This window comes from Bradyrhizobium sp. CCBAU 11430 (assembly GCF_028128855.1).
Lineage (GTDB): Bacteria > Pseudomonadota > Alphaproteobacteria > Rhizobiales > Xanthobacteraceae > Bradyrhizobium > Bradyrhizobium ottawaense.
The window spans coordinates 205,209-217,945 of sequence record NZ_LBJV01000005.1; the positions used below are offsets into that span (position 1 = coordinate 205,209).

The window sequence follows — 12,737 nt, forward strand, 5'->3', positions numbered from 1 at the left end:
GCCCGATCAGGCTGCAGACGGATTGGGGGTTCTCTTCCATTCCCAAGGCAGGAGCTCATTGAGCTGACCTTACGAGGTGCTGGCGATGCGGGGCAAGACGTCCGCCAGCCAGGCTCGCGAATCGATGTCATTGAGTTTTGCCGTCATGATTAGCATCGCCATCGTGGCGGCGCGGTCGGCCCCCCCGTTCGGAGCCGGCGAACAGCGAGGACTTGCGGCCGAGAGCAAAGCCGCGCAGCGCGCGCTCGGCGGGCATGATGTTTTCAGCGCTCAACCAAGGTGGAGAGGACTGGTCGTCCGGATTAGTCTGTCGAAGGCGGGATAGGGGCCCTGGAGCACGAAACGGTGGCAGGCCGCATGACCATGAGCTGTGAGCTCGCTTTGGACTTGGCCGCCCCCTACGACTTGCCCCGGCTGCGCTGCGAGCGCGGATCCGTAGGTGTCGTGCAAGCCACTGGCTCCTGAGACAAAGGAAAACCTGATCGCGGAACTCGAACGCGTGACGAAGCAACTGTCGGAGATCGACAAAGTCGTGGCCCAGCAGGCTCTGGACGATCCACGGGCTCTCAAGCTGATTGACGATCCCCGGCGTGAGTTCGGTTGTCGCATCGAGTTTACTGGGCTCCATCGGCGACATCGCACGCTTCCCGGCGCCGGATAAGCTCAGCAGCTATTTCGGGTTGACTCCGTGGGTTCGGCAGTCAGGCTCGCACCCGGCACGGCATCGCCGGATCTCGAAGCAGGGCAACCATGACGCCCGCAAGATGCTGGTTGAGGCGACGTGGTCAGCCAAGACGGCGCCGGGTCCATTGCGAGCATTCTTCAACCGCACGCAGAAAAAGCACGGGGCCGGGGTCGCAGCCGTCGCGACGGCGCGCAAGCTCGCAGTCATGATCTGGCACCTCCTGACGACCGGGAAGGACTACGCTTACGCGCGGCCAGCGTTCACGGCGATGAAACTCCGGAAGGTGGCTCTGAAGGCTGGGGCTCCCCGTTCCTACGGCAAGGCTGGCCCGGGCCGGGACTATTGGATCAAGGAAATCCGCGAGCCAGAGCGAACTTCAGCCTGGATTAAGTCTGAGGGGCAAGGTCAAGGTCACACCAGTCGAGCAGGCCTACGAACGCGTGGTGGCGGCCTGGAAGCAAAACCAAAAAACGGTTGCTACGAACTGAAGGTAAGGACTTCTCAACACCATCCGTCGTCAGGCAGATCCGCTCGTCATCGACGAAGCGAGTGAACCGGTCCCAGCGGTGGAGCATGTAGTCGATTGGCTTGGCGACCACGGACGAGTTCGAAAGCTGGGCGCACTGCTCGCGCAGCCATGCTTCCAATGCCGTCAAAAACGGGGCGCTTTGTTCCTTGCGCATCCGCAGACGCTCTTCGGCGCTTTGACCGTTGATGCCACGCTCGACGTCGAGCAGGGCGTCGATGCGCTTTGACCTGCCACTGTATTTTCATCCTGCGGCAGTTAGTGTGTCGGGATTTTGTACGCCAAGTAGCGCGGGTGGAGCAACGGACGATCGGCGGAGCTGGTCGGGGTTGCGCAGCCGATCGTCCGTTGCGGTGAGGTGGGCGGGATAGGCCACGGGGGTCAGGTATTTCAGCGACGAGTGAGGCCGCTGGAGATTGTAGTCGGCGATCGAAACATCTATGCCACCGAATTTGACCTTCCAATTCTAGATCGTCGCCTCGGAAACACCGTGCTTGCGAGCCAGGTCGGCTGTCTTCGCCCCAGCCTCATGCTCCTTCGATACCGCGATAATCTGCTCTTCCGTGAACCTTGCTCGCTTCATCTGTCCGTCCTTCTTCGGGCCGGACTCTAACTCCTTCTGGAGGAAATACGCAGTGGCAGGTCAGCTTGAGGTGAGCTACAAGGTTCATCGGCGCCTTCTTCACGGACACGCAACCCGCCGCCCGAGCGGAAAGATACGTTGCGCATCTTGGCTTGTGTCCTCCGAAAAATGGGCACAGTGATCCAGACCATGCTCGCCACTCTTAGCAAGCGCAACAGTACTACCACTCTTAGTAGGTTCGCCGAGGTCAGCGTCTCAGCTAACCAAGGGGAGATGCGACCAACATCGGGAAGATGCGGTCCCTGAAGAGCCGTCCGCTAGAAGACGGAGATCTCTGAAATAACGCGCTTGTTTGTTGAACCAACTCCGAGGAGACAGCCATGGATAACACATTCAACCCGTCGCACAAAATGCAACGTTTCGAAACCCTCGAGTCCAATGTTCGCGCATACTCACGTTCGTTTCCGGCCATTTTCAGCCGCGCTCGGGGCTCTATTTTGCTAACCGACGATGGTCGGAAGGTCATTGACTTCTTCTCTGGTGCCGGAGCACTGAACTACGGCCATAACAACCATCAAATTCGGGAGGCTCTCACTGAGTATTTAGCATCCGATTCCCTTGTCCATGGTCTCGATATTGCGACGCCTGCGAGGCTTGATTTTATGCAGACTTTCAGCTCTGTCATCCTGCACGATAGGGGCCTTAAATATCGGTTTCAATTCACCGGACCCACGGGTGCGAACGCTATCGAGGCAGCTTTAAAGCTTGCCCGCAAAGTTACTGGGCGTCAAAACGTCATTTCATTTACAAACGGCTATCATGGAATGAGCTTAGGTGCGGTCGCCGCGAGCGGTAATCGGTTTTATCGTGCAGCTGGTGGCGTTTCCCTGTGCGGCACAACCTTCATGCCTTTTGATGGCTATTTTGGCTCAGCTGTCGATACCGCCAACTACCTGCAAAAACTTTTGAACGACGAGAGTAGCGGGATTGATCATCCGGCGGCCATTCTGGTGGAAACCGTGCAAGGTGAAGGTGGCATTAATGTAGCTGGCAAGCAATGGTTGAGAGCAGTTCAGGCTATTGCCAATGAAGTTGGCGCCCTTTTTGTGGTCGACGATATCCAGATGGGGTGCGGCAGGACGGGTGACTTTTTTAGCTTCGAATTTGCGGGGTTGTCGCCCGACATTGTCGCGATGTCAAAGTCGCTAAGTGGGTATGGTCTCCCACTTTCCATGTTGCTGATCAAAGAGGAGTTCGACGCATGGCAGCCAGGAGAGCACACCGGCACTTTCCGAGGGAACAATCTCGCACTTGCGTCTGCAACTGCGGCTATAAATACTTATTGGCGGGACTCGACGTTCTCGAAGCAAATCCAGCGAATAGCGGACTATATGCGACGGCAACTTGAGGCCATTGCGTCAAGGCATAGAAACCATTTTGTGGTTCGAGGCCGTGGGATGGCTCTGGGCTTTGATTGTCTAGTACCCGAAATAGCTGCGACTACGACGCGCAAGGCCTTCGAGAAGGGGGTTATGCTCGAACGATGTGGGCCCGCCGATCAGGTTGTAAAGTTCATACCGGCACTCACGATCGACCGAGAGATAATCGATGAAGGCCTTGAACTGTTTGAGCGAGCTCTGGCTGAAACCCTGCACGAAGTGAGGATCACGTCGAACTAAGAAGGGCGATCGCAGGAGAGACTCTGCCCTTTGTTACCATGCGAGACCTGCATGTCGGTCTACACCGTTGGGCTCGGTTTGCGTCAACCATCGCCTGTGGTTGGGTGTGTAAGCCCGAAATATGAAGTCCTCTGTCTGGCTGGTTGCGACCCATGGCTTGAACAGCCTCGGTGCGACGGCGGCTACTAGCCCAGACGATTTAGTAGCCTTCCACCCAGTTGGTAGGCCCGCGGGATCTCGCAGAGGCTTTCTAGACGCTTACGATCCTAACATCGCCATTGCTAAATCGTAACCGGCATGAGGCCCCCACCTAGCCACTCCTCGGCGTGCGCGCGATACAGCCTGGCATGAGCTGATCAGTGGAGGTGGAACGATGGCAAATGCCATGCTTGATGCCAGGCAGGAAGGTGACTCCTATCGTCGCGTCGAGGTGATCACGGGGGAGCGCCGACGGCGTCGGTGGACGGGTGAGGAGAAGGCCAGGATCGTGGCGGAGAGCTTTGAGGAGGGTGCGAACATCTCCGAGGTGGCGCGGCGCAATGGCGTTTCGCGCGGACTGCTTACGGTGTGGCGACGCCAAGTTGCGGCGGCGGTGGTGGGCAAGGCGCCGAACTTCGTGCCGATCCAAATTGGTGCCGAGAGCGGTAGCGGGACAGCTGGCGAGCCCGCGCGTATTTCGCAGCTACAGACGAAGCCTTTGGAGATCGCCGCGCCGCCGGCCAAGGTTTGCGGGGTGGTTGAGATCGAGGTGAACGGGGCACGCATCCGGGTCGAACCGGGCGTGGAGCTGGCGACGCTGTCGACCGTGCTGGCGGCGCTTCGGGGCATCCGGTGATTGCGCTACGATCTGACCTCAAGGTGGTGCTGGCGACACAGCCGGTCGATTTCCGCAAGTCGGTGCACACGCTGTCGGCGCTGGTGAGCGAAGCGCAGCGTGCGAACCCGTATTGTGGCGACGTCTTCGTGTTCCGCAGCAAACGCATGGACAGAGTGAAGCTTCTGGCGTGGGATGGCAGCGGCATGGTCCTGGTGACGAAGTGGTTGCACCAGGGGCATTTTACCTGGCCGCCGATCCGCGATGGCGTGGTGCATCTCAGTGCGACGCAGCTCGCGATGCTGCTCGACGGACTTGAGTGGACACGTGTGTCACCCAAGCCTGTGAAGCAGCCGTCCGTTGTCGGCTGAGAGGCGAGGATTTCGCTGGAGCCTGCGGCGCGCGGATGTATGGTCCGTTCATGGCGATTCGCCCCGACGTTCTCCCGACTGATCCAGCCGCTCTGACCGAGATGGTGCTCGCGCTTGACGCCGAGAACGAGAAGCTGCGTGTGGCGATGCAAACGCTCAAGGAGATGATCTTCGGGAAGCGCTCGGAGCGGCTTGCCGCGCTCATGGCCGAGCAGCTTGCGCTTGAACTGGACGATCTTGAGGCCGGCGTCACGCCGCCTGCAGTTGCCAACGACGACGCGCCTGCGGCGAAGCCGCTTGGCAAGCTGCCGCGCAAGAAGGCGCGCCGCAACATCGGGGCGCTGCCAAAACACCTGCCGCGCTGTGAGCAGGTGCTGGAGCCGGCCGCAACCGCGTGCCCATGCTGCCAGGGCCAGCTTCACAAGATCGGCGAGGACGTCAGCGAGGTGCTGGACGTGATCCCGGCGATCCTGCGGGTGCTGCGGACGGTCCGTCCCAAATACGGCTGCCGCAGCTGCACCGATGGCGTGGTCCAGGCGAAGGTGTTGCCGCGCCTGATTGAGGGCGGCATGGCGTCGACGGCCCTCGTGACCCACGTGGTGGTCTCGAAGTTCGCCTGGTATTTGCCGTTGTACCGGCAGGTGCAGATCCTGGCCGGCCAGGGCATCCATCTTGACCGCGCAACACTCGCTGGCTGGGTCAAGCGTGCCGCCTGGTGGCTCAAGAGCCTTTATGAGCTGCAGTTGCGGATGATTCAGGCCGCGCCGCGCGTGTTCTGCGACGAGACGCCGATGCCGGTGCTCGACCCCGGACGACATCGCCCCCGCATCTGCCAGTTCTGGGCGCATGCCATGGATGACCGTCCCTGGGGTGGGCCCTCGCCGCCGGCGGTAGCCTACGTGTTCGCCGACAGCCGTGGCACCGAGGCGATCGCCGGACAATTGACCGGCTTTTCCGGCATTCTGCAGGTGGATGGGTATGCCGCCTACAAGGCGCTGGCCCGCGGTCATGGCGGCGCGATCCAGCTCGCCTTTTGTCTCGCCCATGCCCGCCGCAAATTCGTCGAGGTGTTCAAAACGACCGAGTCGCCGTTCGCTCGCGAGGTGATCGAGCGGCTGCAGGCGGTCTATGCCATCGAAGTGGAGATCCGTGGCAGCAGTGCGGAGCAGCGGCTGGCCGCCCGTCGCATCAGGAGCGCACCGTTGATGGCAGCGCTTAAGGCGCGACTGACCGAGATAGTCGGCCAGTTGTTCTCCCAGTCGAAGCTGACAGAGGCGATCAACTATGCGCTCAATCACTGGGACGGGCTGACGCTGTTTCTCCGCGACGGCCGCATCGAGGTCGATTCCAACACAGTCGAGCGTTCCATGCGCCCGATTGCCATGGGAAGACGCAACTCGTTGTTCAGCGGCAGCGAAGGCGGCGCCGAGAGCTGGGCGATCCTGGCGTCGATCGTGAACACGGCAAAGCTCCATGAACTCGATCCGCAAGCCTATCTGACCGACGTGCTGGAGCGTATCGTCTCCGGGCGAACCAGAAGCCATCAACTGCACGAGCTGCTCGCCTGGAACTGGAAGGCTGCGCGCCAGCGCACCGCACAGGCCGCCGCGTGAGGGGACGTCGCCATAAAGAAGCATCGTCATCGATGACCGCCGCCGCGATGTCACTTGCGGAGCTCGAGCGATGGCTGCAGGCTCGCGTCGATCAGCATCCTGCCGCCACCAGTCTCCCCATGCTCGACGGCTACGTCGCCGCAATCGTGGCCGGACCGGTGTCGATGAGTCCACTCGACTGGATCTGCCCGCTGCTCGCCATCGATGCCGATGCCTTCAACCACGGCGGCACCCCGGAGTTCGCAGCCATATCGGCCGTCGCGCTGCGCCACAACGACATCAGCAACACCCTCTCGACCGCACCCGACCGGTTCGCGCCGATGCACCGCCGCAAACCCAGTGGAGACGTCGATCCGCGACCCTGGTGCCAAGGCTTCTATGCCGCGATGCGGCTCAAACTATCGGCCTGGGCCCCGTTGCTGGACGCCAGAGGCATCAATCACGGCCTAATTCTGCCTATCCTGTTGCATTGTCGCGACGATCAGGGCCGTCCGCTGCTGGGACCACCACGAAGCGGCCGCGAGACCAAGAACTTTCTGCGTAACGCCCACGCCGATATTCCGGCGGCGGTCGAGGCCTTGCGGCAATACTGGATGCCGATCCGCTACGCCCGCGCTCGCTGATCACCGCAGACGTGGGAGCTCATACCGGTTACGCTAAATCACTTGGCTCGGGACACGACCTAGCCCCCGTCCTCAGAACTGGCCAAACCAGGTAGGACGAGACGAAACGCTGATGTATAGCATCGTGTCGCGCTTAAGAGCCTGTGGTACCGCCAAGGTGCTAAAAGTGGAATGAGCCGTTAGTCCGCTACAAATCTATCGCTTCCTCCACGTCTACGACCAAGCCGCTATTCAGAAAGACGTCCAGCTTTCGACAGGGTTCGATTTCAATGAGTACGTCTCGATAGCGGCGGGCATTCCGACAAAAAGGGCCGACGTACCAAACTTTTCGTCCGATCGCTCCCCATTATCCTCGGCGACGGCTATTCGCTCGTAGACGTTAACAAGAATGAGGAGGTCGTTCTCGTAGAAGCCGCGAGACTATGCGTGCGCAACGACCTTCGGGGACAGGAAATCCTCAAGATCATGGCTGTAATCATGCGGGGTGTTTTTCTTGTATGTGGGCTCCTGATTTTACGTGCTGGCTTGCCGGGCCTTGGTCCGTCGAGAAGCGCGTGTACGACTTATCCCAAAGTGAACCGGGAGGTTCAATACTAAGGCTCGTAGGGAGGGTATTGTGAACGATGATTGGCTTTTCCGGAAATCCGGCGAGGACTTGATTAGGCCAGTAGTTGCTCAGACAGACACGGTGACACCGCTGTCGGGATAGTCGCTAGCAGGGCCCTTCGCTAATGGCATCGTTTCTTGAAGGCGTCTGGTATTTCGAGCCACGCGCGGAAATACTTGTGGTCGTCGACTGCACCGTGCAGGACCGTGGTGAATGCTTTGCGAAGTCGCCTACAACGGCCCCAACACGAGCTCTCCCTACTAGATTAGTTTTTCTACCCGGTAGGTGCATCAAACGCAAAACGTCAACTGGCGCTCTCCAACTGTCAGCCTCTAGTCAACCCCCTTCTTTGAGAGTTACCCCGGACAAAGGCGTATGCCATTGCTCGCTTACGGAGCGCCGTCTAATCAGAGACGACTGACTCAGAGTTCAACCCCACAGGTATTTTCTTTTCAATGCTCCCGATGCATGCGAGCCATTCCGGCGACACACTTCGTCGATTTCGCTCGGACGACCTGCCTTTGCTCAATCGCGATCACGGCTGTCGCGACTGTCCACAGTTCGCGCAACATGAGGGCGTTCACTGCGAAAAGCGCTCGCTCATCACGTCGACCGCAATGCAGATTGCAAAATGCACTGACGTCAGAAAAGCAACCTGTCGAACTGAGCCCCGTTGGCCCGCAGATAACTCCGTTCGGAGGGGGAGCCACCCGTGAATGCACGTGTCCGGAGAAGCCGATTGCCGGCGGCTATCGCATCCAGGCTTACCGTACCGCTAGTGGTCGCGCCGATGTTTTCCGTGTCGGGAATAGAGCTCGTGACCACTGTCTGTCGGTCTGGAGCGATCGGCGCCTTCCCTACCGGGAATGCCCGATCGATTGAGGAGCTCGATGACTGGCTAACTCGAATTGATCATCATCAAGCTCAGCTAGATCGGCCGTCAGCTCCCTATTGTCCAAACTTGATCATACGACATCCGCGATTAAAGGATGACCTTGCCTGCCTGCTGCGTCACAAGGTGGAAATTGTCATAACCAGCATGGGATCGCCCAGCTTGGTGACCGACGCTTTGCACGAAATCGGCTGTTTCGTGCTCGCCGCTGTTCCGTCGCTCCGCCATGCTGAAAAGGCGACCCGAGCGGGGGCGGACGGCTTGGTTCTGCTTACCGCGGGAGCCGGAGGCCATACTGGTTGGGCCAATCCGTTTGCGTTCGTGAGGGCCGTTCGTGCCGCCTTCGACGGCACTATCGCCCTTGCGGGCGGAATAAGCGATGGCATTTCCCTTGCGGCAGCACGTTTGCTTGGGTGTGATCTCGGGTACATGGGGACTCGCTTCATTGCAACACGTGAGAGTATGGCCAGCGTTCCCTACCGCGAAATGTTAGTCGCCAGTACGCTAGACGACGTAATGCTGACTAGAGCCTTTACGGGATTGGACGTTAGTATGCTAAGGCCTTCGATCGTAGCCGCAGGTCTTGACCCGTCCAAACTCGACGAAGCCAACTCCCAACCGCGCGCCACGCAACTCTATGGTGGAAAGGATTTGACTAAAGGGCCCCGGCGCTGGATCGATATCTGGAGTGCAGGCCACTCCGTTTCAGGCGTGCGCTCGATCGTAGGGGCTGCTGAACTGGTATACGAGATCGCCGGACAATACAAAGAGGCTTTACCAGACGGGATTCCGCAAAAACTCTAGATAAGGTGACTTCTCTAGTTCGGTCACCTGTTCTAGAGTGACCAGTCGGCGTTTGCGCTTGGATAGGTCAGGCAGCTTGAGGGGCCACTCGCTTAGCTCGCATCGATCCACATCATTGGCAGGCGAGCTCAAATTATCCTTCGCGCGACGCCGAACGCTGCGCCTACGACCAAGCGCTTGCAACTGCATCTTACGCGGGACGGGTAGCTCCGCCAGCTTAGGGCTGCGACAAGCCTCATTGGCGCAGCTTTCCCTTGGCGGAGTTAGCCTGACGTGGTGCACATATCGATCGTTGCTAACGTATCTTGCCCGTCATGAACCTGTCGAGAACATTGCTTGTGATGGTCTGAACGTAGAAGTCTGCTTCGATCAGACCATTGATCCATTCGCAGGTTCCAGCGCAAAACACATCGCCTTCACCTCGCTTGAACGAAACCATCATCCCGCTCCCGCGAGCATGCTTCTCCACTGTGGCGAAATCGTCTTTGCCCTCCAGAATCGCCGCTGCGAATCTTGCGTCAGTATCTGACAAGGACTGATAGTAGGCATGTTCGTCAAGCCCGTACTCCGCCTTGGTTGCCCAGTTCATAGCTATGATTTCGAGCCCCTCCGGAGCACCATCTGTGCCGCGAGGCACAGGAAGCCCGTCAACGAATTCGTAGTCCAGGCCGTCAACCTCAAATGAGAATATATTTGCCTCATCGCCAAACATGTCGGCGTAGCCCAGCCCGGTATTTGCCAGGGACCAATGCTTGTGTCGGAAGACATTGAAACCCCTGCAGGAGCGAGGCGCCATTGAATAGATGCCCGCATAGCTGCCCCGAAGAGAGTTTACGCCGAATGTCGCCGCGCCCGGGTAGTTCACCAACGGATCTTCCCATGCACCGGTCATGAGCGCAGGATTATCCTGACGAAGGGGATCACGTTCTCTGGCCAAGTATTTGTAGCAGGTCTGGATTGTGCCATCGTTCGAAACTCTAATCTGCCAGGTAAAATTACCTGCGAAGCGGGCAACTCTCCCTCCTCTTTCCACAAATGCGTCGACGGTCTCCCGCATCGCTCTGGACCAGTATTCATCATGTCCGACGATCGCCATGCAAGCATAGTTGCTTAAGCATCCCGGATTGAGCTCCAGATCGTCCTGCGGAATCACATGAACTTCATATCCGTGCTGCTCCGCCCAAATCGTAAATGGCCGCTCGTATGTTGCCCAGCCGCCTGATGCGAAGTAACGCGCGTAGCCATTGGCGAACGCCCAGTTTTTTGCGTCCTGATTGGGTGCCGATGGTTGGCGGGGCCTAAACTTGGATACGTTGCGGGGTGCCCCGGGAGGTAGCCACACTTGGCCGCGCGCCCAGGGCCTCTGGGTGGACAGGTCAGGACATGCTCCTTGGGGATATTCTGGATGAAGGCCTCTGTAATGGCTCGCGCCTCCCCAATCATTGTAAGCGCTCCATGTGCAAGTGGAAGCGATCAAGAGGATTGCGTTGGCGCGTTTACCCTCCTCAGCTCTCACAAAGAAGATGTGGTGCCCAATAGGAGGTGTCGAGAGAGCAGAACCATACTCCCTCATTTCGATGATGTAAGCGCCCGGCGCGAGATCCTTAGGCAATTCCAGCGATATTGTTTCTTTCCATGAGCACCCGTTCGTGTAGCACTGGTCGGATGTATCCTGGAAAGCAACAGCAACGCTTCTCCACTCTCGCAGCAGGTTTTGCTTCAATCCATCCTTGTAAATCTTGATCGCAAGTCGCTCGATGTTGGCTGAAATGAACAAACCTACCGTCTCGCCGGCGCGATAGCTCCTTTTGTCGCTATAGCACCAAGCCGCAGAAGTCCCGGTCTTTTCCGGTATTTCGACCCAAATACTCTTTGAGGCCTGACCAGCACCAGAAATTTTGCGTGGCGGCCACGCCCCAACTGCGGGTCGCACCCCAGCAGTACCCTTTTGTGCTTTCGACATGTTGGATAGCTCGTGCCTTTCCATAGTTAAAAATAATCGGTCGCGCGCGACCGATACATTTGGAATTGCGACATGGCGTAGAAAATGCCATCTTAGTAGTTCTCTCATGAAGGGCAGCTGCTCGCTCCGGTGCAGCCACCCTGGACCTTGGGTCTGGTATTTCACCGATGTCGAGACGAGGGAATTCGTTATACTTCGATGTGTCTGCGCTGATAACGCGGACCGAGCTACCATTTAGGTTCAGGTCCGGACGCACGACAGAGAGTTCGAGCGCAAGCGGATCCGCTCGATCGGCAGCGACTTCGATGTTTTCTAGAATTATCCCCCCTGGTCGCTGTAGTCTTTCCCAACTACAAGATCAAAAGAGTAGTACGGCATAGAAGGCTCCCATTTACTTCACTCGCGGCCGAGCGGCGCATTCTAGGAGTTTGCTCGCGAGACTTGCTCCCGGCCAAATAGCGCGTCAGGTTGATCGAATCGTCAGGGACAGCGTCTGTCATGCTCAGAGTACGCGCACGGGGGCGCAGAAATTCGCCAAGCTAATACGCACCATGGGTGAAAATCTGCATGGTCGACCTACTACGGACAGCTTTTGCGCGGACCGATGAGGTTAAGAGTCGCTTGTGCTGCCATGAGCAGGTCGCACATTTCTGATTCTCGGCTGACAAGCTGAGAGTGGCTCAACTCGCCGTGCGGCGATTTATGGCGCCTAAGAGTCAGGCTGGCAGCAGGGAGTAAGATGACGAACGCATCGCGAGCTTACATGACTGGATTGACTCAGCGTTAGACGACTGATGCCATTATGGCCCGGAAATAGAGAATCTAGATGCCGACCTACCTCGCATGCTACGACTTGAAAATGACCAATCGGGATCCGCACGCAAATTTCTGAAGCAGGATGTTATACACAATTGGAAGCTCTGGATTCTTGACTCGGACACCGTTTGGTATCGGCTGCCGAACACCACACTGGTTGGCAGATTTGACAATTTGGCTATTGCGGAAGCACGTGTCGAGACAACGCGAGTAGCGCCTCAGAAAGAGATAGGCCGTCAGCTCACAATGAACAAGTGGTTGTTGCAGAGTACAGTGCAGCCCGGTTTAGCTCCGACGAAAGAAAGAATGCTTAGTCCAGCTCATCGCAAGCCGTTCATTAAACAAGCTAGGTATGAAGCATGCCGCTGATCTGGGGAAGACTTCGAGCCAAGACAAGCTCTATGCCCGGATTGCACACGTGCCCTGAACCAATCATTGGTTGCGTTGCTTTGTCGACCAGGCGCTGGAATTGATCCTGTCAGTCCGGCACTGCGGTTCAATGAGCTTGCCCAAACCTCGCTCAGCTGCACGCGCCTGACTGCTTCCAAAGCCGTATGTCAGCGGTCGCCGCCCGCTGCGCGGCCGCAGCCATTCTACACAAGCGAGTAAGACGAGCGAGAGAACGACCATCAGCGGGACGCAGCGGCGATGACAGGCGTCAGATTGTAGTCAATGTCCTCGAAGAGCTTGCGAGTGCTGGTTTTCCCATCGATACCGGAAATGAAGAAGGGGACTGTGCCCTCGTCGAAGGACGCCAAGAA

8 protein-coding genes and 4 pseudogenes are annotated in these 12,737 nt (G+C 58.2%); 7 read left to right on the forward strand and 5 right to left on the reverse strand.

Annotated features, from left to right (window positions below):
* Window positions 1-6 precede the first annotated feature (6 nt).
* Window positions 7-250, reverse strand: a pseudogene (locus XI04_RS03790) (transposase domain-containing protein); the annotation flags it as partial.
* A 340-nt stretch (window positions 251-590) separates the two neighbouring features.
* Here XI04_RS03790 and XI04_RS38785 point away from each other — a divergent pair.
* Window positions 591-761 (forward strand): annotated as a pseudogene (locus tag XI04_RS38785) (transposase); the annotation flags it as partial.
* 310 nt (window positions 762-1,071) lie between these two features.
* Here XI04_RS38785 and XI04_RS03795 read toward each other — a convergent pair.
* Entirely contained in the window at window positions 1,072-1,431 is a 360-nt protein-coding gene (locus tag XI04_RS03795) for an IS66 family transposase (RefSeq protein WP_442869386.1), read from the reverse strand.
* Window positions 1,432-1,680: 249 nt separating this feature from the next.
* Window positions 1,681-1,794 (reverse strand): annotated as a pseudogene (locus XI04_RS03800) (transposase); the annotation flags it as partial.
* A gap of 410 nt (window positions 1,795-2,204) precedes the next feature.
* Here XI04_RS03800 and ectB point away from each other — a divergent pair.
* The 6 genes from ectB (at window position 2,205) to XI04_RS03830 (ending at window position 9,197) form a co-directional block, all read left to right on the forward strand.
* On the forward strand, window positions 2,205-3,473 hold the full coding sequence (gene ectB / locus XI04_RS03805) for a diaminobutyrate--2-oxoglutarate transaminase (protein WP_271623499.1): 1,269 nt from the start codon (window positions 2,205-2,207) through the stop codon (window positions 3,471-3,473).
* A gap of 373 nt (window positions 3,474-3,846) precedes the next feature.
* Window positions 3,847-4,308, forward strand: a complete 462-nt coding sequence (gene tnpA, locus XI04_RS38790; RefSeq protein ID WP_442869383.1) for an IS66-like element accessory protein TnpA — start codon at window positions 3,847-3,849, stop codon at window positions 4,306-4,308.
* Complete coding sequence (gene tnpB, locus XI04_RS03815) at window positions 4,305-4,658, forward strand: IS66 family insertion sequence element accessory protein TnpB (RefSeq protein WP_109143076.1); 354 nt, start codon at window positions 4,305-4,307, stop codon at window positions 4,656-4,658. The genes tnpA and tnpB overlap by 4 nt, the downstream gene beginning before the upstream one ends.
* 50 nt (window positions 4,659-4,708) lie before the next feature.
* Window positions 4,709-6,271: an IS66 family transposase gene (tnpC, locus tag XI04_RS03820; RefSeq protein WP_109145706.1), complete on the forward strand. Its 1,563-nt coding sequence runs from the start codon at window positions 4,709-4,711 to the stop codon at window positions 6,269-6,271.
* 32 nt (window positions 6,272-6,303) lie between these two features.
* Window positions 6,304-6,894 (forward strand): YecA/YgfB family protein, encoded by a 591-nt coding sequence (locus XI04_RS03825; protein ID WP_109143077.1) that lies wholly within the window; start codon window positions 6,304-6,306, stop codon window positions 6,892-6,894.
* A gap of 1,397 nt (window positions 6,895-8,291) precedes the next feature.
* Window positions 8,292-9,197, forward strand: coding sequence for an NAD(P)H-dependent flavin oxidoreductase (locus tag XI04_RS03830; RefSeq protein ID WP_271623500.1), 906 nt, complete (start codon window positions 8,292-8,294; stop codon window positions 9,195-9,197).
* Between the two features lie 295 nt (window positions 9,198-9,492).
* Here the strand turns inward: XI04_RS03830 and XI04_RS03835 are convergent, their stop codons facing one another.
* Together XI04_RS03835 and XI04_RS03840 are read right to left on the reverse strand one after the other, a co-directional pair.
* The gene (locus XI04_RS03835) at window positions 9,493-11,160 is read right to left on the reverse strand and encodes a N,N-dimethylformamidase beta subunit family domain-containing protein (protein ID WP_271623488.1); all 1,668 of its coding nucleotides are present in this window, start codon (window positions 11,158-11,160) and stop codon (window positions 9,493-9,495) included.
* Between the two features lie 1,389 nt (window positions 11,161-12,549).
* Window positions 12,550-12,737 (reverse strand): annotated as a pseudogene (locus XI04_RS03840) (ABC transporter permease); the annotation flags it as partial.